Source organism: Streptomyces sp. VRA16 Mangrove soil, from assembly GCF_017377775.1.
Classification (GTDB): Bacteria; Actinomycetota; Actinomycetes; order Streptomycetales; family Streptomycetaceae; genus Streptomyces.
Genome location: NZ_JAFVLN010000003.1, coordinates 153,691 through 178,908, shown reverse-complemented (window position 1 = coordinate 178,908; position 25,218 = coordinate 153,691). Strand labels below are relative to the sequence as shown.

Here is a 25,218-nt window from a genome sequence, read left to right as displayed (position 1 = left end):
GGGCGCCGCCTTGCCCACCCTGCCGCCCTTGGCGGCAGATTGCCCAAGGCGGGGCGGCAGGCGGCCGGGGTGGGAAAGCCCCAGGCGGCAGATTGCCCAAGCCGGCGGCGGGCGCACGCCCAAGGCGGCGTGAAGTGGCCCCGGGTTCCTCTGGGAACCCGGGGCCACTTCACGTACCGGCACTCAGCGCAGCGTCAGCCGCCGAACTCCTCCAAGCCCTTCAGCGCCGAGTCGAGCAGCGCCTGGCGGCCGTCGAGCTCCTTCTGGAGCTTGTCGGCCTTGGCGTTGTTGCCCTGCGCGCGGGCCTGCTCGATCTGGCCCTTGAGCTTGTCCACGGCGGCCTGCAGCTGACCCGTGAGACCCGCGGCACGCGCCCGCGCCTCCGGGTTCGTACGACGCCACTCGGCCTCCTCGGACTCCTGGATGGCGCGCTCGACGGCGTGCATCCGGCCCTCGACCTTCGGACGGGCGTCGCGCGGCACGTGGCCGATGGCCTCCCAGCGCTCGTTGATCGAGCGGAACGCGGCACGGGCCGCCTTCAGGTCCTCGATCGGGAGCAGCTTCTCGGCCTCGGCGGCCAGCTCCTCCTTGAGCTTCAGGTTCTCGCCCTGCTCCGCGTCACGCTCCGCGAAGACCGAGCTGCGCGCCGCGAAGAAGACGTCCTGGGCGCCGCGGAAGCGGTTCCACAGGTCGTCCTCGTGCTCGCGCTGGGCACGGCCCGCCGCCTTCCAGTCCGTCATCAGCTCGCGATACCGGGCCGCGGTGGCGCCCCAGTCCTGCGAGTTCGACAGCGCCTCGGCCTCGGCGACCAGCTTCTCCTTCGCCTTGCGGGCCTCCTCGCGCTGCGCGTCCAGCGAAGCGAAGTGGGCCTTGCGGCGCTTGGAGAACGCCGAGCGGGCGTGCGAGAAGCGGTGCCACAGCTCGTCGTCCGACTTGCGGTCGAGCCGCGGCAGACCCTTCCAGGTGTCCACCAGGGCGCGCAGCCGCTCACCGGCCGCCCGCCACTGCTCGGACTGCGCCAGCTCCTCCGCCTCGACGACCAGCGCCTCCTTGGAGTGCCGCGCCTCGTCGGACTGCTTGGCCTTCTGGACCTTGCGCTCCTCGCGCCGCGACTCGACGCTCTCCACCAGCTTGTCGAGCCGCTTGCCCAGTGCGTCCAGGTCGCCGATCGCATGCGCGTCCGTGACCTGCTCACGCAAGTGCTCGATCGCCGTCATCGCGTCCTTCGACGACAGATCGGTTGTCTGCACCCGGCGCTCGAGGAGCCCGATCTCGACGACCAGACCGTCGTACTTGCGCTTGAAGTAGGCCAGGGCCTCGTCGGGAGAGCCGGCCTTCCACGAACCGACCTCACGCTCAGTGCCGTCGGCCGAACGCACGTACACGGTCCCCGTCTCGTCGACGCGGCCCCACGGGTCGCTGCTCACAGCGCCTCCTCCACATGATGCCTGCGGGGGATTCGTGGGCCCCCGGGCATCGTCCACAGTTTCGTCACGGCCAACATAGGCGACCGGCGGGGATGCTGTCCGCATCCAGCGCCACCGAAATTCGGCGGCCGACAGGTCAGTCCTTCTTCACCGTCACGGTCTGGACCTTGACGGTCTTCTTCGGTGCACCATCGGTCGCGCTCTGACCGCCGGCGGCCACTCCGTTCTTGGCGACGGCCTGGACGGCCTTGAGCCCGGCCGCGTCCATCTTGCCGAACGGCGTGTACGACGGAGGCAGCTTGCTGTCCTTGTAGACGAGGAAGAACTGGCTGCCGCCCGTGTGCGGCTGCCCGGTGTTCGCCATCGCCACCGTGCCCGCCGGGTACGTGACCGAGCCGTCCTTGCCGGCCTTGCCGAGCCCGTTCAGATTCTCGTCCGGGATCGTGTAGCCGGGGCCGCCCGCTCCGGTGCCCTCCGGGTCGCCGCACTGGAGCACGTAGATGCCCCCGGTGGTGAGCCGGTGGCACTTCGTGCCGTCGAAGAACTTCTTGTCGGCCAGGTACTTGAACGAGTTGACGGTGTGCGGCGTCTTGGCCGCGTCCATCGCGATCGCGACGGTGCCCTGATTCGTCTTCATCGTCATCGTGTACGTGGCCTTCTTGTCGACGGCCATCTTCGGCTCGGGCTTCTCCGTGGAGGAGGCGCTCGGGCTCGGGCTCGCGCTGGAGCCCGCCGACGGGTCCTTCTTGTCGTCGCTCTTGAAGGCGCCGGCGGCGTACGCGCCACCGGTTCCCAGGACGGCCACCGCGAGCACGGAGGCGATCACGGTGTTGCGGGTGCGCGCCTTGCGTCGTGCGGCCTCGCGCCGCTGCTGCTGGCGCAGGAACTTCTCCCGGGCGAGCTGACGCTGCCGCTGATCCTTGCTGACCACCGGGTCTTCTCCTCGTACGTGTGTATGGCCATGGCTGGGGCCCTTGATTGTGCCCCGTACCGTATATGGGTTCGCTGTGGAATCGGCAGCGCCGGTAGGCTCTGATCTGCCGCATCGCCGCATTCCGACGGCATCTCCGACGACACAAGAAGGACGATCGTGCTGATTGCCGGGTTCCCCGCCGGGGCCTGGGGCACCAACTGTTACCTGGTTGCCCCCGCCGCGGGTGAGGAGTGCGTGATCATCGACCCGGGCCACCAGGCCGCCGAGGGAGTCGAGGAAGCGCTCAAGAAGCACCGGCTCAAGCCGGTCGCGGTCGTCCTCACGCACGGGCACATCGACCATGTCGCCTCCGTCGTCCCGGTCTGCGGGGCACACGACGTCCCGGCGTGGATCCACCCCGAGGACCGCTACATGATGAGCGACCCGGAGAAGGGCATCGGCCGCGCCATCGGCATGCCGCTCATGGGCGAGATCACCGTGGGGGAGCCCGACGACGTGCGGACGCTCACCGACGGCGCGCGGCTGACGCTCGCCGGACTCGACTTCGGCGTCGCGCACGCGCCCGGGCATACCAAGGGGTCGGTGACCTTCCAGATGCCGGAGACCGCGGACGTCCCGTCTGTCTTCTTCTCCGGGGATCTGCTCTTCGCCGGCTCCATCGGACGCACCGATCTCCCCGGTGGATCCATGGACGACATGCTCGAATCGCTGGGCCGTGTGTGCCTGCCGCTCGACGACTCGACCGTGGTCCTTTCCGGGCACGGCCCCCAGACGACCATCGGCCAGGAGCGCGCCACCAACCCGTATCTGCGGCAGGTGGCCGCCGGCCAGGGACCCTCGACCGAGGCTCCCCGACGAGGAATGTGACGAAGACTTTCCGTGAGTACCTTCCAGGCCCCCAAGGGCACCTACGACCTGCTCCCGCCGGACTCCGCCACGTACCTGGCCGTCCGTGAGGCGATCTCCACCCCGCTGCGCAACTCCGGCTACGGCTACGTCGAGACGCCGGGCTTCGAGAACGTGGAGCTGTTCGCGCGCGGTGTCGGCGAGTCCACCGACATCGTGACCAAGGAGATGTACGCCTTCGAGACCAAGGGCGGCGACAAGCTCGCCCTGCGTCCCGAGGGCACCGCGTCCGTGCTGCGCGCCGCGCTGGAGGCCAACCTCCACAAGGCCGGCAACCTGCCCGTGAAGCTCTGGTACTCGGGCTCGTACTACCGCTACGAGCGCCCGCAGAAGGGCCGCTACCGCCACTTCTCGCAGGTCGGTGCCGAGGCGATCGGCGCCGAGGACCCGGCCCTGGACGCCGAGCTGATCGTCCTCGCCGACCAGGCGTACCGCTCCCTGGGCCTGCGCGACTTCCGCATCCTGCTGAACTCGCTGGGCGACAAGGAGTGCCGTCCCGTCTACCGGGCCGCCCTCCAGGACTTCCTGCGCGGCCTCGACCTCGACGAGGAAACGCTGCGCCGCGCCGAGATCAACCCGCTGCGGGTCCTCGACGACAAGCGCCCCGACGTCCAGAAGCAGCTCACCGACGCGCCGCTGCTGCGCGACTACCTGTGCGACGCGTGCAAGGCGTACCACGAGCAGGTGCGCGAGCTGCTGCTCGCCGAGGGCGTCGCCTTCGAGGACGACGCGAAGCTGGTCCGCGGGCTCGACTACTACACCCGTACGACCTTCGAGTTCGTCCACGACGGTCTGGGTTCGCAGTCCGCGGTGGGCGGCGGCGGTCGCTACGACGGTCTCTCCGAGATGATCGGCGGCCCGTCGCTGCCGTCCGTCGGCTGGGCGCTCGGCGTCGACCGCACGGTGCTCGCGCTGGAGGCCGAGGGTGTGCGGCTGGAGCTCCCGGCCACGACCAGCGTGTTCGCCGTCCCGCTCGGCGACGAGGCGCGGCGCGTGCTGTTCTCCAAGGTCACCGAGTTGCGCAAGGCCGGGATCTCGGCGGACTTCGCGTTCGGCGGCAAGGGGCTCAAGGGCGCCATGAAGAACGCGAACCGGTCCGGGGCGCGGTTCACGATCGTCGCCGGTGAGCGGGATCTCGCCGAGGGCGTCGTGCAGCTGAAGGACATGGAGTCCGGCGAGCAGGACGCCGTCGCGGTGGACCAGGTCGTCGAGGTGCTCCGGGCCAAGCTGGCCTGACGCGGTCGTTGTGGGGCCGCGGGCCGGTGCGGCTTCGCCCGCGGTTCCCCGCGCCCCTGGAGATGCGCACCGCGTGCGCTGCCTTCAGGGGGGCGGGCAACCGCGCGACCGACCCCCACCGGCCCGCGGTCGAACGCGATACCTACTCCAGCAGCCCATAGCGCATCGCACGGGTGACGGCCGCCGTTCTGTCGTCCACGCCCAGCTTCCCGAACACGCGCAGCAGATGCGTCTTCACCGTGGACTCGGCGACGTGCAGGCGCCGCCCTATCTCCGCGTTCGTGGAGCCGTCGGCGACGAGCCGCAGCACCGCCCGCTCCCGCTCGGAGAGCCGCGGGCGCTCCGGGCTCGTCCGGAGCTGGTCCACGAGGCGCGCGGCGACCGAAGGGGCCAGCACCGTCTCGCCCCGCGCGGCGGCACGCACGGCGCCCGCGAGTTCGGCGCGGGCCATGTCCTTGAGCAGATAGCCGGCCGCGCCCGCCTCCACGGCCCGCAGGATGTCGCGGTCCGTCTCGTACGTCGTCAGGACGATGGTCCGGCACGGCAGCCCGGCCGCTGCCATCCGCCCGATCGACTCGACCCCGTCGCCGCCGGGCATCCGCAGGTCCATCAGGACGATGTCCGGGGCGAGTTCGGCGGCGAGCGCCTCGGCCTGCGGGCCGTTCGCGGCCTCGGCGACGACTTCCAGGTCCGCCTCGGCGTCAAGCATGGCGCGCAGGCCCTCGCGTACGACGGGATGGTCGTCGGCGAGCAGGATGCGGATCACGTGAGGGTCCTCTCGGGGGCCGGGAGCCGGACGGTGACGGTGGTGCCCGCGCCGGGCGCGCTGGTGACGGTGGCGGTGCCGCCGACCTCGGCGGCGCGCGCCCGCAGCCCGCGCAGACCGAAGCCGTCGGTGGCCTCGGCCGGATCGAAACCGGGGCCGGTGTCGCGTACGACGAGGGTCAGGTCGGCCTCCCCGTAAGCGAGTTCGACCTGGATCGGGGTGTCGGGCGGCGCGTGCTTGTGCACATTGGCCAGCGCCTCCTGGCAGCCGCGCAGCGCCACCACCTCCAGGCCGGGTGCCAACGGCCGCGCCTCGCCCAGCACCCGCACCAGCGCTCCGTGCCGGGACGCGACCCGGTGCAGGGCGTCGGGCAGCGACGCGCCGTCCAGGTCGGCGGGGGCGCCCCCCGCCACCAGGGCACGGGCCTCCGCGAGGTTCTGGCGGGCCGTGTCGGCCATCAGGGCGAGATGGCGGCGGGCCCGCGGGACGTCGTGGTCGAGTTCGGCGTCGACGGCCTGGATGAGCATCAGGACGCTGGTGAAGCCCTGCGCGAGCGTGTCGTGGATCTCCCGGGACAGCCGCTCCCGCTCGGCGAGGGCGCCGCGGTCCGCGGAGAGCTGGGCGACCTCCTCGCGGCTGGCGTCCAACTCCGCGATGAGCTCGGCCCGTTCCTGGCTCTGGTCCATGATCCGGATCGTCCAGCCGCCGAACGCCGCAGAGAAGACGAGGGTCACCACGGCGAACACCGAGTTGAAGAAGAGGTCCTGGCGGCTGATGTCCCACAGCAGCGCCCAGCCCACCACCGGCGCGATGTTGATCACGGTGACCGCGATCATCGCCCGGCGGTAGCGCAGCGCGATGAAGCACTGCGGGACGAGCGCGAAGGCCATCAGCCGCGTCTCGCCGACCAGGACGCCCGGCACCATGTAGACCGCCACGGCCGCCGCGATGTACGTCACCGCACGCCGCTCGGCCACGCCCTCCGTCATCAGCACGGGCCGCCCGACGGACACGTACAGGGGCACGAGCAGGACGAGCAGCGCCGCGGCCGCCAGCCGGACGGGCCACGCCGGTTGTGCCGTGCCGAGCACGAACACCAGCGTGGCCAGCCACACGATCGCGAAGTACGTGTCCCAGAGCCGGAACGTGCGGTCCCAGACGTGCACCCCGCGCGGGTCGGTCCGCGCGCTCACCCGTCGCGTCGGTTCTTCCAGCGGAATGTCAGCAGGCACAGCACCAATCCTCCGACGCACCAGGCACCCAGCACCAGGGCCGTTTTCCCGAACTCCCAGCTGCCCGCCTGTTCGAGGACGTGCGCCGAGTCCGGCAGGAACACCCCGCGCAGACCCTGGCACAGCCACTTCAGAGGGAAGATCGCCCCGATGTTCAGCATCCAGTCGGGGATGGTGTCGATCGCGATGTAGACCCCGGAGATGAACTGGAGCACCAGGAACGGCAGCACGACCACGGAGGTCGCGCTCCTGCCGGACTTCGGTACGGAACTGATCGCGATGCCGAGCAGCGCGCACGCCGTGATGCCCAGCAGGAAGAGCCAGCCGAACGTGAGCCACTTGGCCGGGCTCGTCGGCAGGCGCACGTCGTAGAAGAGGCTGCCGACGGCCAGCAGGACCGCCGTCTCCAGCACGCCCGTGACCAGGACCAACCACACCTTGCCCAGGAAGTACGAGGCCGGGGGCATCGGAGTGCCGCGCAGTCGGCGCAGTACCTTCTCGTCGCGCTCGATGGCGATGGAGATGCCCAGCGACTGGAAACTGGTCGACATGATGCCCGCCGCCATCATCGCGGGGACGTACAGCTGTGAGGCGGTGATGCCGGCCCCCTGCACGTCGTCGTTGAAGATCGACGCGAAGAGGAAGAGGAAGACCACCGGGAAGGCGAAGGTGAAGACCACCTGTTCCCGCAGCCGGAAGAACTGCTTGATCTCCAGGCCGCCGCGCCGCAGCCCCGACTGCCAGGCTCCGGGCAGGCGTCGGGCCTGCCGTGCGTCGCTCTTCAGGAGGGTCGTCGTCATCGCAGGGTCTCCTGTCCGGTGAGCCGGGGGTACACGTCCTCCAGCGTCGGGCGGCTGATCCTCAGCCCGGGGATCTCGCCGTCGAAGCGGGGCGTCAGCTCGGCGACCGTGCGGGTGGGGGTGTCGGTGCGCTCGCTGCGCGGGGTGCCGTCGGCCTCGGTCCACTCGACGGTGGCCCGGGTGCCGTAGCTGTCGCGCAGCTGCGTGGGCGAGCCCTCCGCGACGACCCGGCCCGACGCGATCACGGCGAGCCGCTGCGCGAGTGCCTCCGCCTCCTCCAGGTAGTGCGTGGTGAGCAGGATCGTGGTGCCCTCGGCGGCGAGCATCCGGATCAGTTCCCAGAACTGCCGCCGGGCCGCCGGGTCGAACCCGGTGGTCGGCTCGTCCAGGAGCAGCAGCTCCGGGTCGCCGATGACGCCGAGCGCCACGTCCAGGCGGCGCCGCTGCCCGCCGGACAGGGCCTTGATCCGGGCGTCCGCCTTCTTCTCCAGGCCCACCAGTTCGATGACCCGGTCCGGGTCGCGCGGCGCCGGGTAGTAGTGCGCGAAGTGCCGTACGGTCTCGCGCACGGTCAACTCCGCGGGCGCCGATTCGTCCTGCCAGACGATGCCGACGCGGGAGCGCCAGAAGCGGTCCGCGCCGGCCGGATCCGCGCCGAGGACGGTCACCTCGCCGCCGTCCCTGGTCCGGTTGCCCTGAAGGATCTCCACGGTCGTGGACTTGCCGGCCCCGTTGGGCCCCAGCAGGCCGAAGACCTCTCCGGTACGGATCGTCAGGTCGAGTCCGTCGACGGCGGTGACGTCCCCGTACTGCTTGCGCAGCCCCCGTACGTCCACGGCCCGTTCCGCGGTGTGTGTCGTCATACGAAGGAGCGTCCCGCCGAAGCGAACCTTCCGGGACCTTCGGACGTACATGCTTATGTCCATCGAACGGTGGACACCGCGGCCCGTACGGCAGAATGAGCGTGCCCGCAGGCCCCACCACTCACTTACGGATCGGCGTGATGAGCAAGACGACGACAGCAAGCGACAGCGGCAGCGTGTCCCGCGACATCGACAGCGCGAGTGCCCCGCGCACGGTCGGGGGCAGTCGTGCGTTCGGGCTGCTTCTGGTGATCACGGGCGCCGCCGGGCTGCTGGCGGCCTGGGTCATCACGCTCGACAAGTTCAAGCTGCTGGAGGACCCGAACTTCACACCGGGCTGCTCGATCAACCCGGTCATCTCCTGCGGCAGCATCATGAAGAGCGACCAGGCGTCGGTCTTCGGTTTCCCGAACCCGATGCTGGGCCTGGCCGCCTACGCCGTCGTGATCTGCGTCGGCATGAGCCTGCTGGCCCGGGCCACCTTCCCGCGCTGGTACTGGCTCACCTTCAACGCCGGCTGCCTGTTCGGCGTCGGCTTCGTGACCTGGCTGCAGTTCCAGTCCCTGTACCGGATCAACGCGCTGTGCCTGTGGTGCTGCCTGGCATGGGTCGCCACGATCATCATGTTCTGGTACGTGACGTCGTCGAACATCCGCAACGACTTCCTGCCGGTGCCGCGCTGGCTCAAGTCGTTCTTCGAGGACTTCACCTGGGCGCTGCCGGTCGTGCACGTCGGCATCATCGCCGTCCTGATCTTCACGCGCTGGGGCGACAAGCTCTGGGCCTGACCCGTCCCGGCGGCGTTGTCAGTGCCGTGACTTAGGGTTTTGTGCGTGGAACCCGACCTCTTCACCGCCGCAGCCGAAGAACGCCAGGAGAAGGACCCGTCCGCGAGCCCCCTGGCCGTCCGGATGCGCCCGCGCACCCTCGACGAAGTCGTCGGCCAGCGGCACCTGCTCAAGCAGGGCTCGCCGCTGCGCCGCCTGGTCGGGGAGGGCGGGGGAGGCCCGGCCGGTGCCTCGTCGGTGATCCTCTGGGGCCCGCCGGGCATCGGCAAGACGACGCTCGCCTACGTGGTCTCGAAGGCGACCAACAAGCGGTTCGTGGAGCTCTCCGCGATCACCGCGGGCGTCAAGGAGGTCCGGGCCGTCATCGAGGGCGCCCGCCGCGCGCTGGGCGGGCACGGCAAGGAGACCGTCCTCTTCCTCGACGAGATCCACCGCTTCAGCAAGGCCCAGCAGGACTCCCTGCTGCCCGCGGTGGAGAACCGCTGGGTGACACTGATCGCGGCGACCACCGAGAACCCGTACTTCTCGGTGATCTCCCCGCTCCTCTCCCGCTCCCTGCTGCTCACCCTGGAGCCGCTGACCGACGACGACCTGCGCGGGCTGCTCGCGCGGGCGCTCACCGAGGAGCGCGGGCTCGGCGGCGCCGTCACCCTCGCCGAGGACGCGGAGGAGCACCTGCTGCGCGTCGCGGGCGGGGACGCGCGCCGCGCGCTGACGGCCCTGGAGGCCGCGGCCGGCGCCGCCCTCGCCAAGCACGAGGAGACCATCACCCTCGAAAGCGTCGAGGAGACGGTGAACAGGGCGGCGGTGAAGTACGACCGTGACGGCGACCAGCACTACGACGTCGCGAGCGCCCTCATCAAGTCCATCCGCGGCTCGGACGTCGACGCGGCGCTGCACTATCTGGCCCGCATGATCGAGGCCGGCGAGGACCCGCGGTTCATCGCGCGCCGCCTGATGATCTCCGCCAGCGAGGACATCGGGCTCGCGGACCCGACGGCGCTGCCCACGGCGGTCGCCGCGGCCCAGGCCGTCGCCATGATCGGCTTCCCGGAGGCCGCGCTCACCCTGAGCCACGCCACGATCGCCCTGGCCCTGGCCCCGAAGTCGAACGCGGCGACGACGGCGATCGGCGCCGCCATGGAGGACGTCAGAGGCGGCCTGGCCGGGCCGGTGCCGCCGCATCTGCGCGACGGGCACTACAAGGGCGCCGCCAAGCTGGGGCACGCGCAGGGATACGTGTACCCGCACGACGTGCCCGGCGGGATCGCGGCACAGCAGTACGCACCGGACGCGATCGCCGGGCGGCAGTACTACCAGCCGACCCGGTACGGGGCGGAGGCCCGGTACGCGGATGTCGTGGAGCGGGTCCGTGAGCGGCTGCGGGGCGATGGGGGCGGCTGAGCTCTGCCGGGTCCGGGTGCGTCGCTGGGTGCGGCCCGGTGGGGCTTCTCGCGCAGTTCCCCGCGCCCCTGAAGGCATGCGCTGCGCGCAGCCTTCCTCGACAAGCGGCCCGGCCCCGCCCCGCCTAGGCTCGGCCCATGGGTGCGGCATCGCGCGGGATCGGCATCGGGGGCGTGGGCGTTCTGCTGCTCGGCGCGGTCGCGTGTGCGTCGTCAGCGCACCCGCCCCGCGCGACCCCCAGCCCCCGGCATCTGGTCGGCGCGGGCTTCCCGCCCACCGCCGCGCAGGCGAAGGCGCAGCTCGCCGGGCTCACCGTCGCGTGGGGCAAGAACTGGCACACGTACCAGAGGAGCGAGTTCGGGGACGGCTGGAGCGACGACGTCGACGCCCCGGGCGGGCGCAACGGCTGCGACACCCGTGACGATGTGCTGCGCCGCGACCTGAAGGACCTGCGCGAGGGCGACCGGAACCCGTGCGTGGTGATCTCCGGAACGCTGCACGACCCGTACACCGGCAAGGACCTGCCCTACTACTACCGCCGCGCCTCCCAGATCCAGACCGACCACGTCGTGGCGTTGGGTGCCGCCTGGCGGGCCGGGGCCTGGGCGTGGACCCCCGAGAAGCGGCTCACGTACGCCAACGACCTCGACGTCCTGCTCGCCGTCGACAAGACGACGAACTACGAGAAGAGCAGCAAGACCGCCGACAAGTGGAAGCCGTCGAACAAGGCGTTCTGGTGCGAGTACGGGCGGCGCTACACCGGGATCAAGCACAAGTACCGGCTCACGGTGACCGCGCCGGAGAAGCTGGCCCTGCAGGACCTGCTGGCGGCCTGCGCCTGATCGATCCGGTAGACTTCTGCGAAGTGCTGTGTCCCGTGTCCGGAAACCCGAAAGGGAGACCGGCGCCACCAGAGCGGGACATCAAGCCGGATCCCCCGAACCGCAAGGCACAGGGGATCCAGGAGCGTCGCGCACCTTCGAAGGTGTCGCGGGCAGCCCACCACCTCCCGGAGCTCCGGACAAGGTCGGTGGGCCACTCGCGTGCTGCACGTATGTGCCCAGTTCCGGGATCGGCTGCCCACCCCCCGCCCGTGCGGGGAACGGGTTTCCCGGGCTGCGGATGCGACCTCCCCAAACCCTGGTGAAGCCGTATTCGCATCAGAAACATGAGGTGTTTGGTTCATGGCGAACCAGTCCCGCCCCAAGGTCAAGAAGTCGCGTGCCCTCGGCATCGCGCTGACCCCGAAGGCCGTCAAGTACTTCGAGGCCCGCCCCTACCCGCCGGGCGAGCACGGCCGTGGCCGCAAGCAGAACTCGGACTACAAGGTCCGTCTGCTCGAGAAGCAGCGTCTGCGCGCCCAGTACGACATCAGCGAGAAGCAGCTTGCGCGCGCCTACGACCGCGCCAAGAAGGTCGAGGGCAAGACGGGCGAGGCGCTGGTCGTCGAGCTCGAGCGTCGCCTCGACGCCCTGGTCCTGCGTTCGGGCATCGCCCGCACCATCTACCAGGCCCGCCAGATGGTCGTCCACGGCCACATCGAGGTCAACGGTGGCAAGGTCGACAAGCCGTCGTTCCGCGTCCGTCCCGACGACGTCGTGATGGTCCGCGAGCGCAGCCGCGAGAAGCCGCTGTTCCAGGTCGCGCGTGAGGGTGGCTTCGCCCCCGAGGGCGAGACCCCGCGTTACCTCCAGGTCAACCTGAAGGCCCTGGCCTTCCGCCTGGACCGTGACCCGAACCGCAAGGAGATCCCCGTGATCTGCGACGAGCAGCTCGTCGTCGAGTACTACGCCCGCTGACCCCTCTTCTGGGCAAGCAGGCGTAGGACTCTCTGCGTTTCAGCCCGTCGTCTCCCCGCCGTTCGCGGTGGGGGAGGCGGCGGGTTCGCGCTTTTCCGGGGAGACGGCACGGGCCGGCCGCACCACCGTGACAGCGGCCTTCCGCGCCCCGCCGCGCAGCGCCCGCGCCACCGCCTCGTCGTGGCCCAACCGCTCGCCCACGCGCGCGAGTTCCTCGAAACGGACGTCGCCCAGCGCCTCGCGGGCACGCGCCTCGCACACCTCGTGCGGCTCGTTGTAATACGCCGAGCCGAACAGCGGCAGCCCCACCGAAGGCCAGATCCTGGCGGCCGCACCCTGCAGCACCGCCGCCTCGTCGGCGTCCCCCTCCACGGCCGTGACCAGCGCGAGCAGCTCCATCGCCAGCACCGTGCCGAGCAGGTCGTGGAACTCGTGGCCGATGATCAGGCACTCCTCGAGCAGCAACCGTGCCGCCGCCGCATCGTCCTGCGTCCACCGCGCGTACGCCAGCACATAGAGCGCGTAGGCACGGGTCCACCGCTCACCGTGGTCCTCGCACACCTGCCGTACCTCGTCGCACAGCGCCACGGCCTGCGCCAGCTCGCCCTGGAACGCCAGCGTCATCGCCAGCTCGACCTGGCCCATCAGCACGTTGCTGTTCAGCTCGCCGATCTCGCGGTACCGGGCGAGCGAGTCCCGCAGCAGATGCTCGGCGCGCGGCATGTCGTCCGTGACCAGGGCCAGACAGCCGGTGCGGTGCACGGCGTAGGCGAGCGCCGTCATGTCGCCGGAGTCCTCCGCCGCGTCACGGCACTCCTGCAGCGCCGCGAGGGCGGGTACCGCGTCGCCCTGGAGGATCGCCACATAACCGAGCACCCACAGCGCCTTCAGCCGGGAGTCCCGGGACGCGGTGTCTGCGGACTCCGCACCCGGCGTGTCCAGTTCGACGCTGCGGTCCAGCCAGTGCCGGCCCTCGGCGAGCCGACCGCAGCCCGCCCAGAAGAACCAGAGCGTGCCCGCCAGATACTGGCCCAGATGCGTCTCGCCGGGCTCGGTCAGGCAGAACTCCAGGGCCGCCCGCAGATTCGGCAGCTCCGCGTCGGTCCGCGCCGCCACCTCGCACTGGCGCGGCGAGAACCAGTCCAGCTCGCACCAGGTGGCCAGGCCCATGTACCAGTCGCGGTGCCGGCGCCGCATCCGCTCGGTGTCGCCGAGCCCGTCCAGCCACTCGGCGCCGTACGCGCGCACCGTGTCCAGCATCCAGTAGCGCACCCCGCTCGCCGACTCCTCGCGGGTCACGACGGACTGGTCGAGCAGTTCGTGCAGCACGTCGAGGACGTCGTCGGCGTGCAGTCCGTCGCCGCTGCAGATGTATTCGGCGGCCTCCAGGTCGAAGGAGCCGGAGAAGGCGGAGAGCCGCGCCCACAGCAGCCGCTCCTGCGGGGTGCACAGCTCGTGGCTCCAGCCGATCGTCGTACGCAGCGTCTGGTGGCGCGGCAGCGCGTCGCGGCCGCCGCCGGTCAGCAGCCGGAACCGGTCGTCGAGCCGCTCCACCAGCTGGGCGGGCGACAGCGCCCGCAGCCGTCCGGCCGCCAGCTCCATCGCGAGCGGCAGACAGTCAAGGCGCTTGCACACCTCCAGGACGACGCCCCGGTTGCCGTCGTCCAGGGCGAAGTCGGGCAGCAGCGCCGCGGCCCGCTCGGTGAACAGCTCCGCCGCGTCCTCGGCCGTCAGCGGGGCCAGCGGGAAGAGCCGCTCGCCGTCGAGCGCGAGCGGCCTGCGGCCCACCGCGACCACCCGCAGACCGGGCGCCGCGCGCAGCAGGTCCCGCACGAGCGAGGCACAGGCGTCGACGAGCTGCTCGAACCCGTCCAGGACCAGGACGAGCGACCGCTCGGCGAGGTGGTCGACCAGGACCTGGCGCGGCGGCCTGGTCGTGTGGTCGGTGAGGCCGAGGGTCTCGGCGAGCGCGTACTCGACGAGCTCCTCCCGGCGCACCGCGGCGAGTTCCACCCGCCACACGCCGTCGGGGCGCAGGTCCTGCGGGGTGAGGGCGGCCGCGTGCGCGGCGAACCGGGACTTGCCGACGCCGCCGACCCCGGTGACGGTGACCAGGCGGCCGGTCTCCAGGGCTCCCTGGAGGGCGGCGAGTTCGGCGGCCCGGCCGACGAAACGGTTCAGTTCATGGGGGAGGTTGCCGGGGCGCGGGGGAGCGTCGGGGGAGTGATCGGGGCGCGGGGTGCGTCGCATGAGGTACGGAGCGTACTCATCCGTACGCACTCCGTACAATCGGTTCGATCGAACAGACCCGCGGCAGAGGGGAATGCGGTACGGAGCGCGGGGCGGGGCGCGATAGGCTCGGGGGACGACTTTTTCGATGTTCAGCAGCGGCGATTCAGCACACAATCAGGGAGCGGTGCCAAGTGTCCGGTGGAGAAGTGGCCGGGATCCTGGTGGCTGTCTTCTGGGCGATCCTGGTCTCCTTCCTCGCGGTGGCGCTCGCGAGGCTGGCCCAGACGCTCAGGGCGACCACCAAGCTGGTCGCGGACGTGACCGAGCAGGCCGTCCCGCTCCTCGCCGACGCCTCCACCGCGGTGCGCTCCGCGCAGACCCAGATCGACCGGGTCGACGCGATCGCCTCGGACGTCCAGGAAGTCACGTCGAACGCGTCGGCGCTCTCCTCGACCGTGGCCTCCACCTTCGGCGGCCCGCTCGTCAAGGTGGCCGCGTTCGGCTACGGGGTGCGCCGGGCCATGGGCGGCCGCGGCAAGGACGTGCCCGCCAAGCAGACCCGTCGTACCGTGATCGTGGGCCGCGCGATCCCGGAGTCGCGCCGCGCCAAGCGGGCCAACCGGAGCAAGAGGGACTGACCGTATCCATGTTCCGCCGTACGTTCTGGTTCACCGCGGGCGCAGCCGCCGGCGTGTGGGCCACCACCAAGGTCAACCGGAAGCTCAAGCAGCTGTCACCGGAGAGCCTCGCCGCCCAGGCCGCGAACAAGGCGGTCGAAGCGGGCCACAAGCTCAAGGACTTCGCCCTCGACGTCCGCGACAACATGGCCGAGCGCGAGGCCCAACTCGGCGACGCGCTGGGCCTGAACGACCCGGTGGACCGTGAACTTCCCGCGCAGCGCCGCTTCGCGGTCATCCAGAACACCGCCACCGACAAGCAACCCAAGTACCTCGGGAACACGCGGTACTCGATCGACAACCGGAATGAGGACCACTGATGGAGTCGGCTGAAATCCGCCGCCGCTGGCTGAGCTTCTTCGAGGAGCGTGGCCACAAGGTCGTGCCCTCGGCGTCGCTCATCGCGGACGACCCGACTCTGCTGCTCGTCCCCGCCGGCATGGTCCCCTTCAAGCCCTACTTCCTGGGTGAGGTCAAGCCGCCCGCGCCGCGCGCCACCTCCGTCCAGAAGTGCGTGCGCACGCCGGACATCGAAGAGGTCGGCAAGACGACCCGCCACGGCACGTTCTTCCAGATGTGCGGCAACTTCTCCTTCGGCGACTACTTCAAGGAAGGCGCCATCAAGTACGCCTGGGAGCTGCTCACCAGCTCCGTGGCGGACGGCGGCTACGGCCTGGAGCCGGAGAAGCTCTGGATCACCGTCTACCTCGACGACGACGAGGCCGAGCGCATCTGGCACGAGGTCGTCGGTGTCCCGAAGGAGCGCATCCAGCGCCTGGGCAAGAAGGACAACTTCTGGTCCATGGGCGTCCCGGGCCCGTGCGGCCCGTGCTCCGAGATCAACTACGACCGCGGCCCCGAGTTCGGCGTCGAGGGCGGCCCGGCCGTCAACGACGAGCGGTACGTGGAGATCTGGAACCTGGTCTTCATGCAGTACGAGCGAGGCCAGGGTATCGGCAAGGAGGACTTCGAGATCCTCGGCGACCTGCCGTCGAAGAACATCGACACGGGTCTCGGTCTTGAGCGTCTCGCCATGATCCTGCAGGGCGTGCAGAACATGTACGAGACGGACACCCTCCGTGTCGTCATCGACAAGGCCACCGAGCTGACCGGTGTCGCCTACGGCGCGAAGCACGACTCGGACGTCTCGCTGCGCGTCGTCGCCGACCACATGCGTACGTCGACGATGCTCATCGGCGACGGCGTCACGCCCGGCAACGAGGGCCGCGGCTATGTGCTGCGCCGCATCATGCGCCGCGCGATCCGCAACATGCGCATCCTCGGCGCGACCGGCCCGGTCGTCCAGGAGCTGCTCGACGTCGTGATCGACACGATGGGCCTGCAGTACCCGGAGCTGGTCACCGACCGCAAGCGCATCGAGCAGGTCGCGCTCGCCGAGGAGGCCGCGTTCCTCAAGGCCCTCAAGGGCGGCACGAACATCCTCGACACCGCCGTCACCGAGACCAAGGCCGCGGGCGGCACGGTGCTCTCCGGCGACAAGGCGTTCCTGCTCCACGACACGTGGGGCTTCCCGATCGACCTCACCCTGGAGATGGCCGCCGAGCAGGGCCTGGCCGTGGACGAGGACGGCTTCCGCCGCCTCATGAAGGAGCAGCGCGAGCGGGCCAAGGCCGACGCGCAGGCCAAGAAGACCGGCCACGCCAACGTCGGCGCGTACCGCGAGATCGCGGACGCCGCCGGTGCCACGGACTTCATCGGCTACACGTCGACGGACGGCGAGTCCACGATCGTCGGCCTCCTCGTCGACGGCGTCTCCTCCCCGGCCGCGACCGAGGGCGACGAGGTCGAGGTCGTCCTCGACCGCACCCCGTTCTACGCCGAGGGCGGCGGCCAGATCGGCGACACCGGCCGCATCAAGCTCGACAACGGCGCGGTGATCGAGATCCGCGACTGCCAGAAGCCGGTCCCGGGCGTCTACGTCCACAAGGGCACCGTCCAGGTCGGCGAGGTCACCGTCGGCGCCTCGGCGCAGGCCACCATCGACATCACCCGCCGCCGCGCCATCGCGCGGGCCCACTCCGCCACGCACCTGACGCACCAGGCGCTGCGTGACGCGCTCGGCCCGACGGCCGCGCAGGCCGGTTCGGAGAACCAGCCGGGCCGTTTCCGCTTCGACTTCGGTTCGCCGTCCGCCGTGCCCACGGCCGTGATGACGGACGTCGAGCAGAAGATCAACGAGGTCCTCTCGCGCGAGCTGGACGTCCAGGCCGAGGTCATGTCGATCGACGAGGCCAAGAAGCAGGGCGCCATCGCCGAGTTCGGCGAGAAGTACGGCGAGCGCGTGCGCGTCGTCACCATCGGCGACTTCTCCAAGGAGCTGTGCGGCGGCACGCACGTGCACAACACCGCCCAGCTGGGTCTGGTGAAGCTGCTCGGCGAGTCGTCCATCGGCTCCGGCGTGCGCCGCATCGAGGCCCTGGTCGGCGTCGACGCGTACAACTTCCTCGCCAAGGAGCACACGGTCGTCGCCCAGCTCCAGGAGCTGGTCAAGGGCCGCTCCGAGGAGCTGCCGGAGAAGATCTCGGGCATGCTCGCCAAGCTCAAGGACGCCGAGAAGGAGATCGAGAAGTTCCGCGCGGAGAAGGTCCTCCAGGCCGCCGCCGGTCTCGCCGACTCCGCCAAGGACGTCCGCGGTGTCGCGCTCGTCACCGGCCAGGTGCCGGACGGCACGACCGCCGACGACCTGCGCAAGCTGGTCCTCGACGTCCGGGGCCGCATCCAGGGCGGCCGCGCCGCCGTGGTCGCGCTCTTCACGACGGCCAACGGCAAGCCGCTCACGGTCATCGCCACCAACGACGCCGCCCGTGACCGCGGCCTCAAGGCCGGCGACCTGGTCCGCACGGCCGCCAAGACCCTCGGCGGCGGTGGCGGCGGCAAGCCGGACGTCGCGCAGGGCGGCGGTCAGAACCCGGCCGCGATCGGCGACGCCATCGACGCCGTCGAGCGCCTCGTCGGGGAGACCGCGAACTGATGCGCAGGGGCCGCCGGTTGGCGATCGACGTAGGGGACGCCCGGATCGGGGTCGCGTCCTGCGACCCCGACGGGATCCTCGCCACTCCGGTGGAGACCGTGCCGGGACGCGATGTCCCGGCCGCCCACCGGCGGTTGAAGCAGCTGGTCGAGGAGTACGAGCCGATCGAGGTCGTCGTCGGGCTCCCTCGCTCCCTCAAGGGGGGCGAGGGCCCGGCGGCCGCCAAGGTCCGCGGCTTCGCCCAGGAGCTGGCGCGCGGCATCGCACCCGTTCCGGTGAGGCTCCTCGACGAGAGGATGACCACAGTCACGGCCAGCCAGGGCCTGCGTGCCAGCGGCGTAAAGTCCAAAAAAGGCCGGTCTGTCATCGACCAGGCGGCCGCCGTCATCATCCTTCAGCAGGCGCTGGAGTCCGAACGGGCGTCAGGAACCGCTCCTGGCGAGGGCGTCGAAGTGGTTGTCTGATCGCGATACGGTAACGTTCCGCGCGATCGGCAGCGTTCGAACAGCTGCCGCACAGCATCAAGAGGCGGAACGGTTGCCCTCCTGACCGGAAACGACCCGTCCCCGCCTCGCGGCTTGTAGGGGACCGATGACTGATTATGGCCGGGGCCAAGGCTCCGAACCGTGGCACCCCGCGGACCCGTTGTACGGGGACCAGGGGTGGGGGCAGCAGGCCGGACACGGCCAGCCTGCCTACGGCGGCCAGGGGCAGTACGACCCGCAGCAGCCGCAGCAGGCCTACGGTGGTGACTGGGGCACGGGCCAGCAGCAGGGGTACGGCTACGGCCAGGACCCCGGCTACGGGCAGGACCCCGGTTACGGCCAGGATCCCGGTTACGGTCAGAACCCCGGTTACGGCCAGCAGGGGTACGGCGGCTCGCAGGGCCAGGGTCAGGACGGCTGGGAGACCGGCGGCCAGGGCCAGGTTCCGTACGGCGCCGACCCCACGGATCCGTACCACACCGGCCAGACCGCCGCGTACAACGGCGGCGATCAGCCGGACTTCTACAGCACCCCCGAGGCGTACCCGCCGCCGGAGCCGCCGGGCCGCCGCCGCGCGCCCGAGCCGCAGACCGAGTGGGACGCGGGCCCCGATCAGGGCGAGGACGCGTTCTTCAACGGTGGCGGTGACGACGACGAGGACGACGACAGAGGTCCTCGCCGGGGCGGCCGAAAACCGAAGAAACGGCGCAGCGGCTGTGCCTGCCTCGTGCTCACCGTGATCTTCGCCGGCGGTGTCGGCGGCGTCGGCTATTTCGGCTACCAGTTCTACCAGGACCGTTTCGGGTCGGCGCCGGACTACGCGGGCGAGGGCAACGGCGAGACGGTCAGTGTCGTCATCGACAAGGGCTCCGACGGCTACACCATCGGGCGCAAGCTCAAGGCGGCGGGTGTCGTACAGAGCGTCGACGCCTTCGTCGCGGCCCAGTCCTCGAACCCGCAGGGCAAGACGATCCAGGCGGGCGCGTACGTGCTGGAGAAGGAGATGTCGGGGGCGAGCGCCGTCGACCTCATGCTGAGCCCGAAGAGCCACGCCAACATGACGATCCCCGAGGGCTGGCGCAATGCCAGGATCTACAAGCTGATCGACGACAAGCTCAAGGTCGACGAGGGCACGACGGCGAAGGTCGCCAAGGCGGAGTACAAGAACCTCGGGCTGCCGTCGTGGGCGAAGAACCACCCGAAGCTGAAGGACCCGCTGGAAGGGTTCCTCTACCCGTCGAGCTACGCGGTCGCCAAGGGCATGAAGCCCGACGACGTCCTCAAGCAGATGGTCGAGCGCGCCAACGAGAAGTACGAGGGACTCGACCTGGAGGGCCAGGCCAAGAAGCTCAACCTCGACAACCCGTGGCAGGTCCTCACGGTCGCGAGCCTCGTGCAGGCCGAGGGCAAGACCCACGAGGACTTCCGCAAGATGGCGGAAGTGGTCTACAACCGCCTGAAGACCAACAACACCGAGACGAACCAGAAGCTCCAGTTCGACTCGACGTTCAACTACCTCAGGGGTCAGAGCAAGATCAACATTGGCGTGTCCGAGATCAACAGCAACCCGGACCCGTACAACACGTACTATCACCGGGGTCTTCCGCCCGGACCGATCAGCAACCCCGGCGACCAGGCCCTGGCCGCGACGCTCAACCCGACGGACGACGGCTGGATGTACTTCGTGGCGACCGACGGTATGGACAAGACCGAGTTCGCCAAGACTCTCGCCGAGTTCCAGAAGCTGAAGGACAAATTCAATGCCAGCCAGGGCAACTGACGCGCACAGAGCGGCAGTTCTCGGTTCCCCCATCGCCCACTCGCTCTCGCCCCAGCTGCACACCGCGGCGTACGAGGCGCTCGGCCTGAGCGAGTGGACGTACGAACGGTTCGATGTGGACGAGGCGGCGTTGCCCGGGTTCTTCGCCGGGCTCGACGCCGCCGAGTGGGCCGGCCTCTCGCTCACCATGCCCCTGAAGCGCGCGGTGATCCCGCTGCTCGACGAGATCACCGACACCGCGGCGTCGGTCGAGGCCGTGAACACCGTGGTTTTCCACGCCGACGGGCGCAGGACCGGCGACAACACCGACATCCCGGGTCTCGTCGCGGCACTGCGGGCCGAGGGCGTGGAGAAGGTCGATTCCGCCGCGATCCTCGGCGCCGGTGCCACCGCGTCGTCGGCGCTCGCCGCGCTCGCCCGGATCTGCTCGGGCGAGGTCGTCGTCTACGTACGCAGCGAGCAGCGGGCCGACGAGATGCGCGGCTGGGGCGAGCGGCTCGGCGTCGCCGTGCGCCCGGCCGCCTGGGACGACGCGGCCGACGCCTTCGAGGCACCCCTGGTCATATCGACGACGCCCAAGGGCGGCACCGACCACCTGGTCGACCGGATCCCCGAGCGCGTGGGCACGCTCTTCGACGTGATCTACGACCCGTGGCCGACGCCCCTCGCCGCGGGCTGGCAGAAGCGCGGCGGGCCGGTGCTCAGCGGCCTCGACCTCCTGGTCCACCAGGCGGTCTTCCAGTTCGAGCAGTTCACGGGGGACACCCGGCCGGTGTTCCCGGCGATGCGCGACGCGGCGCTGAAGGCGTTCGGCTGACGCTCCCTCGTAGGCGGTGGGGCCGTACGGACCGGATCCGTACGGCCCCACCGCTTCCGTGTTCCCCGTCTCACGCGCAGTCCGTAAGCCGGACACCGCGACGCGGGCCCGGCCGGACATGGGAGGATCAGGGGATACACGGTGGGCCGGGCCGCGCACCCGCGTGCCGCCCGCTGAGCCGATACGCAGAGCGCGAGCATGAGGAGCACCGTTGAGCAGGTTGCGCTGGCTGACCGCGGGGGAGTCGCACGGCCCCGCACTGGTGGCGACGCTGGAGGGTCTTCCCGCCGGCGTTCCGGTCACCACGGAGATGGTGGCGGACCACCTGGCACGGCGGCGCCTCGGTTATGGCCGCGGGGCGCGGATGAAGTTCGAGCGGGACGAGGTGACCTTCCTCGGCGGGGTGCGCCATGGTCTGTCGCTGGGGTCGCCGGTCGCGGTGATGGTGGGTAACACCGAGTGGCCGAAGTGGGAGCAGGTCATGGCTGCCGATCCGGTCGATCCGGAGGTGCTGGCGGGGCTGGCGCGTAATGCGCCGTTGACCCGGCCGCGGCCGGGTCATGCGGATCTGGCGGGGATGCAGAAGTACGGGTTCGAGGAGGCCCGGCCGATCCTGGAGCGCGCCTCGGCGCGCGAGACCGCGGCGCGGGTCGCGCTGGGCGCCATCGCCCGCTCGTACCTGAAGGAGACGACCGGGATCGAGATCGTCTCGCACGTGGTCGAGCTGTGCTCGGTGAAGGCGCCGCAGGGCGTGTACCCGACGCCGGCCGACGTGGAGAAGCTGGACGCGGATCCGCTGCGCTGCCTCGACGCGGACGCGTCGAAGGCGATGGTGGCCGAGGTCGACCAGGCGCACAAGGACGGCGACACCCTGGGGGGTGTGGTCGAGGTGCTGGCCTACGACGTGCCGGTGGGTCTGGGGTCGCACGTGCACTGGGACCGCAAGCTGGATGCCCGGCTGGCGGGTGCCCTGATGGGCATCCAGGCGATCAAGGGCGTCGAGATCGGCGACGGCTTCGAGCTGGCGCGGGTGCCGGGTTCGCAGGCGCACGACGAGATCGTGAACACCCCCGAGGGCATCCGCCGCGTCTCCGGGCGCGCCGGCGGCACCGAGGGCGGTCTGTCCACGGGTGAGCTGTTGCGCGTACGGGCCGCGATGAAGCCGATCGCGACCGTGCCGCGCGCGCTGAAGACGGTGGACGTGACGACGGGCGAGGCCACCCAGGCCCACCACCAGCGCTCCGACGTCTCCGCGGTGCCGGCCGCCGGCATCGTCGCCGAGGCCATGGTCGCGCTGGTCCTCGCGGACGCCGTCGCGGAGAAGTTCGGCGGCGACAGCGTGCCGGAGACCCGTCGCAACGTGCGGTCGTACCTCGAGAACCTGCACATCCGGTGACCGGGCCGCAGGTCGTCCTGGTCGGTCCGATGGGGGTGGGCAAGTCGACGGTGGGCAGCATGCTCGCCGAGCGGCTGGGCTGTGCGTACCGGGACACGGACGACGACATCGTGGCCGCGCAAGGGCGCACCGTCGCGGACATCTTCGTCGACGAGGGCGAGGAGGCGTTCCGGGCGATCGAGAAGGCGGCGGTGGCCGCGGCGCTGGCCGGGCACGAGGGTGTCCTCGCGCTGGGTGGCGGCGCGGTCCTGGACGCCGGCACCCGCGCGCTGCTCGCCGCCCATCCGGCGGTGGTCTATCTGTCGATGGATGTGGAGGAGGCCGTCAAGCGGACCGGGCTGAACGCGGCCCGGCCGTTGCTGGCCGTCAACCCGCGTAAGCAGTGGCGGGAGTTGATGGAGGCGCGGCGTCATCTGTACACCGAGGTCGCCCGGGTGGTCGTGGCCACCGACGGCCGTAGTCCCGACGAGGTCACCGAAGCGGTCCTCGACGCACTGGAGTTGAAGCAGGCATGAGCGAGCAGCAGGTCACCCGGATCCAGGTCGGCGGCACCGCGGGAACCGACCCGTACGAGGTGCTCGTCGGACGCCAACTCCTGGGCGAGCTCGGCCAGTTGATCGGCGACGGGGCCAAGCGGGTGGCGATCGTCCACCCCGAGGCGCTCGCCGAGACCGGTGAGGCGCTCCGCGCCGACCTCGCCGACCAGGGCTTCGAGGCCGTCGCCATCCAGGTGCCCAACGCGGAGGAGGCCAAGACCGCCGAGGTCGCCGCCTACTGCTGGAAGGCGCTCGGCCAGTCCAACTTCACCCGCTCCGACGTCATCGTCGGCGTCGGCGGCGGCGCGACCACGGACCTCGCCGGTTTCGTGGCCGCGACATGGCTGCGCGGTGTGCGCTGGATCGCGATCCCGACCACCGTGCTCGCCATGGTGGACGCGGCGGTCGGCGGCAAGACCGGCATCAACACCGCAGAGGGCAAGAACCTGGTGGGCGCCTTCCACCCGCCCGCCGGCGTGCTCTGCGACCTGGCTGCCCTCGACTCCCTGCCGGTCAACGACTTCGTGTCGGGCCTGGCGGAGGTCATCAAGGCCGGGTTCATCGCCGACGAGCGGATCCTGGAGCTCATCGAGGAGGACCCGCAGGCGGCCCGCAGCCCCGAGGGGCCGCACACCGCCGAGCTGATCGAGCGCGCCATCAAGGTCAAGGCCGAGGTCGTCTCGTCCGACCTCAAGGAGTCCGGCCTGCGCGAGATCCTCAACTACGGGCACACCCTCGCCCACGCCATCGAGAAGAACGAGCGCTACAAGTGGCGCCACGGCGCCGCCGTCTCCGTCGGCATGCACTTCGCCGCCGAACTCGGCCGCCTCGCCGGGCGCCTGGACGACGCGACCGCCGACCGGCACCGCACCGTCCTGGAGTCCGTGGGGCTGCCGCTGTCGTACCGCTACGACCAGTGGCCCAAGCTCCTGGAGACGATGAAGGTCGACAAGAAGTCGCGGGGCAACCTGCTGCGCTTCATCGTCCTCGACGGCCTCGGCAAGCCCACCGTCCTGGAGGGCCCCGACCCGGCCGTGCTCCTCGCCGCCTACGGTGAAGTGGCCGAATAGCACCGCTCGTTGAGATTCGGGCACTTTGCGCCTGCCCCGGCCGTTCACACAACGACGGCCGGGGACGGTACCGTTCGGTAGCGCCTGTTCACCGGCGTCCAGACGACGCCTGTACGAGACGGAGTGGCACCGGATGCAGCACGCAGTGGGATCTCCGCTGCCACCGCCCCATCGGCCGGGGCAGGGACCTGGCCCGGCGGGCGCCTGGAGCCAGGCGCAGCAGCCGCCCGGAGCGCCCGGATTCACCGGCGTCCCGCACCACCCGCAGGCCCCGCACCACCCCCAGGCGCCACAGCATCCACAGGCCCCGCCCCCGCCGCAGGCCCACCCGGCGCCCCCGCGCCGCGACACCACCGGCCACGTCCAGCTGCCGCCCGGCGGCCCCGTCGCCGTGCCGAGCCCGCCGCCCGCGCAGGCCCCCGTCGATCCGACGGCCACCACGCTCGCCGTCCTGCTCATCGGCCCCGCCGGCGCGGGCAAGACCAGCGTCGCCAAGTACTGGGCGGAGCGCCGCCGCGTCCCCACGGCCCACATCAGCCTCGACGACGTACGGGAATGGGTCCGTTCCGGATTCGCCGACCCGCAGACGGGGTGGAACGACAACAGCGAGGCGCAGTACCGGCTGGCCCGCCGCACCTGCGGCTTCGCCGCCCGGAACTTCTTGGCGAACGGGATCTCCTGCATCCTCGACGACGCCGTCTTCCCCGACCGCCCGGTGGTCGGCCTCGGCGGCTGGAAGCGGCACGTGGGCCCCGGGCTGCTGCCCGTCGTCCTGCTGCCCGGCCTGGAGATCGTCCTGGAGCGCAACGCCCGACGCAGCGGCAACCGCCGCCTGACCGACGAAGAGGTCGCCCGCATCCACGGCCGGATGGCGGGCTGGTACGGCTCGGGACTGCCGATCATCGACAACTCGCAGCTGGACGTGGCGGGCACCGCGCAGGTTCTGGACGAGGTGCTGGCGCGGGCCATCGCGAGCCCGCCCCAGTGGTGAAGCGTCACTTCAGATCCACCCCGCTCCAGCGGTGAAGCGTCACGTCAGATCCACCCCGCCACCCCGGGGAACGCACGTCCCGACGCC

The 25,218-nt window shown here is 70.8% G+C and carries 23 protein-coding genes; 16 read left to right on the top strand and 7 right to left on the bottom strand.

What is annotated here, in order from left to right:
* Nucleotides 1-194: 194 nt before the first annotated feature.
* Together J3486_RS10170 and J3486_RS10165 are read right to left on the bottom strand one after the other, a co-directional pair.
* On the bottom strand, nucleotides 195-1,427 hold the full coding sequence (locus tag J3486_RS10170) for a DUF349 domain-containing protein (protein WP_207819880.1): 1,233 nt from the start codon (nucleotides 1,425-1,427) through the stop codon (nucleotides 195-197).
* Nucleotides 1,428-1,563: 136 nt separating this feature from the next.
* A complete protein-coding gene (locus J3486_RS10165; protein WP_207819879.1) occupies nucleotides 1,564-2,358 on the bottom strand; it encodes a peptidylprolyl isomerase in 795 nt (264 codons plus the stop codon).
* A gap of 159 nt (nucleotides 2,359-2,517) precedes the next feature.
* On the opposite strand from J3486_RS10165, the gene J3486_RS10160 reads away from it, so the two are divergent.
* Nucleotides 2,518-3,228: an MBL fold metallo-hydrolase gene (locus J3486_RS10160; protein ID WP_207819878.1), complete on the top strand. Its 711-nt coding sequence runs from the start codon at nucleotides 2,518-2,520 to the stop codon at nucleotides 3,226-3,228.
* A gap of 12 nt (nucleotides 3,229-3,240) precedes the next feature.
* Nucleotides 3,241-4,503: a histidine--tRNA ligase gene (hisS, locus tag J3486_RS10155; RefSeq protein WP_207819877.1), complete on the top strand. Its 1,263-nt coding sequence runs from the start codon at nucleotides 3,241-3,243 to the stop codon at nucleotides 4,501-4,503.
* Nucleotides 4,504-4,645: 142 nt separating this feature from the next.
* Here the strand turns inward: hisS and J3486_RS10150 are convergent, their stop codons facing one another.
* From J3486_RS10150 to J3486_RS10135, 4 genes are read right to left on the bottom strand one after another with little or no spacing between them, the layout of a single operon-like run.
* Entirely contained in the window at nucleotides 4,646-5,269 is a 624-nt protein-coding gene (locus J3486_RS10150) for a response regulator transcription factor (protein ID WP_207819876.1), read from the bottom strand.
* Entirely contained in the window at nucleotides 5,266-6,462 is a 1,197-nt protein-coding gene (locus J3486_RS10145; RefSeq protein WP_307804762.1) for a sensor histidine kinase, read from the bottom strand. The genes J3486_RS10150 and J3486_RS10145 overlap by 4 nt, the downstream gene beginning before the upstream one ends.
* Nucleotides 6,459-7,301: an ABC transporter permease gene (locus J3486_RS10140; protein ID WP_207819874.1), complete on the bottom strand. Its 843-nt coding sequence runs from the start codon at nucleotides 7,299-7,301 to the stop codon at nucleotides 6,459-6,461. Before J3486_RS10140 ends, J3486_RS10145 begins: the two co-directional genes overlap by 4 nt.
* A complete protein-coding gene (locus J3486_RS10135) occupies nucleotides 7,298-8,164 on the bottom strand; it encodes an ABC transporter ATP-binding protein (RefSeq protein WP_207819873.1) in 867 nt (288 codons plus the stop codon). Before J3486_RS10135 ends, J3486_RS10140 begins: the two co-directional genes overlap by 4 nt.
* A gap of 140 nt (nucleotides 8,165-8,304) precedes the next feature.
* Between J3486_RS10135 and J3486_RS10130 the strand changes: the two genes are divergently transcribed.
* From J3486_RS10130 to rpsD, 4 genes are all read left to right on the top strand, one after another.
* Complete coding sequence (locus J3486_RS10130; RefSeq protein ID WP_207819872.1) at nucleotides 8,305-8,952, top strand: vitamin K epoxide reductase family protein; 648 nt, start codon at nucleotides 8,305-8,307, stop codon at nucleotides 8,950-8,952.
* 45 nt (nucleotides 8,953-8,997) lie between these two features.
* Entirely contained in the window at nucleotides 8,998-10,356 is a 1,359-nt protein-coding gene (locus J3486_RS10125) for a replication-associated recombination protein A (RefSeq protein WP_207819871.1), read from the top strand.
* Between the two features lie 137 nt (nucleotides 10,357-10,493).
* A complete protein-coding gene (locus J3486_RS10120) occupies nucleotides 10,494-11,198 on the top strand; it encodes an HNH endonuclease family protein (protein ID WP_207819870.1) in 705 nt (234 codons plus the stop codon).
* A gap of 342 nt (nucleotides 11,199-11,540) precedes the next feature.
* On the top strand, nucleotides 11,541-12,155 hold the full coding sequence (rpsD, locus tag J3486_RS10115; RefSeq protein ID WP_207819869.1) for a 30S ribosomal protein S4: 615 nt from the start codon (nucleotides 11,541-11,543) through the stop codon (nucleotides 12,153-12,155).
* 39 nt (nucleotides 12,156-12,194) lie between these two features.
* Here the strand turns inward: rpsD and J3486_RS10110 are convergent, their stop codons facing one another.
* Nucleotides 12,195-14,405, bottom strand: a complete 2,211-nt coding sequence (locus tag J3486_RS10110; RefSeq protein ID WP_207819868.1) for an AAA family ATPase — start codon at nucleotides 14,403-14,405, stop codon at nucleotides 12,195-12,197.
* Nucleotides 14,406-14,578: 173 nt separating this feature from the next.
* Here J3486_RS10110 and J3486_RS10105 point away from each other — a divergent pair, with 173 nt between their 5' ends.
* The 10 genes from J3486_RS10105 (at nucleotide 14,579) to J3486_RS10060 (ending at nucleotide 25,131) form a co-directional block, all read left to right on the top strand.
* Entirely contained in the window at nucleotides 14,579-15,025 is a 447-nt protein-coding gene (locus J3486_RS10105) for a DUF948 domain-containing protein (protein ID WP_207819867.1), read from the top strand.
* An 8-nt stretch (nucleotides 15,026-15,033) separates the two neighbouring features.
* Nucleotides 15,034-15,384: a DUF6167 family protein gene (locus J3486_RS10100; RefSeq protein WP_207819866.1), complete on the top strand. Its 351-nt coding sequence runs from the start codon at nucleotides 15,034-15,036 to the stop codon at nucleotides 15,382-15,384.
* The gene (gene alaS / locus J3486_RS10095; RefSeq protein ID WP_207819865.1) at nucleotides 15,384-18,056 is read left to right on the top strand and encodes an alanine--tRNA ligase; all 2,673 of its coding nucleotides are present in this window, start codon (nucleotides 15,384-15,386) and stop codon (nucleotides 18,054-18,056) included. Before J3486_RS10100 ends, alaS begins: the two co-directional genes overlap by 1 nt.
* The gene (ruvX, locus tag J3486_RS10090) at nucleotides 18,056-18,520 is read left to right on the top strand and encodes a Holliday junction resolvase RuvX (RefSeq protein ID WP_207819864.1); all 465 of its coding nucleotides are present in this window, start codon (nucleotides 18,056-18,058) and stop codon (nucleotides 18,518-18,520) included. Before alaS ends, ruvX begins: the two co-directional genes overlap by 1 nt.
* Nucleotides 18,521-18,647: 127 nt before the next feature.
* Complete coding sequence (gene mltG / locus J3486_RS10085) at nucleotides 18,648-20,321, top strand: endolytic transglycosylase MltG (RefSeq protein WP_207819863.1); 1,674 nt, start codon at nucleotides 18,648-18,650, stop codon at nucleotides 20,319-20,321.
* On the top strand, nucleotides 20,302-21,138 hold the full coding sequence (locus J3486_RS10080) for a shikimate dehydrogenase (protein WP_207819862.1): 837 nt from the start codon (nucleotides 20,302-20,304) through the stop codon (nucleotides 21,136-21,138). Before mltG ends, J3486_RS10080 begins: the two co-directional genes overlap by 20 nt.
* 211 nt (nucleotides 21,139-21,349) lie before the next feature.
* Nucleotides 21,350-22,534, top strand: coding sequence for a chorismate synthase (gene aroC / locus J3486_RS10075; RefSeq protein ID WP_207819861.1), 1,185 nt, complete (start codon nucleotides 21,350-21,352; stop codon nucleotides 22,532-22,534).
* Between the two features lie 29 nt (nucleotides 22,535-22,563).
* Nucleotides 22,564-23,049, top strand: a complete 486-nt coding sequence (locus J3486_RS10070) for a shikimate kinase (protein ID WP_207820270.1) — start codon at nucleotides 22,564-22,566, stop codon at nucleotides 23,047-23,049.
* The gene (gene aroB, locus J3486_RS10065) at nucleotides 23,046-24,140 is read left to right on the top strand and encodes a 3-dehydroquinate synthase (RefSeq protein WP_207819860.1); all 1,095 of its coding nucleotides are present in this window, start codon (nucleotides 23,046-23,048) and stop codon (nucleotides 24,138-24,140) included. The genes J3486_RS10070 and aroB overlap by 4 nt, the downstream gene beginning before the upstream one ends.
* 133 nt (nucleotides 24,141-24,273) lie before the next feature.
* Nucleotides 24,274-25,131, top strand: a complete 858-nt coding sequence (locus tag J3486_RS10060; RefSeq protein ID WP_207819859.1) for a Pro-rich N-terminal domain-containing protein — start codon at nucleotides 24,274-24,276, stop codon at nucleotides 25,129-25,131.
* Nucleotides 25,132-25,218 lie beyond the last annotated feature (87 nt).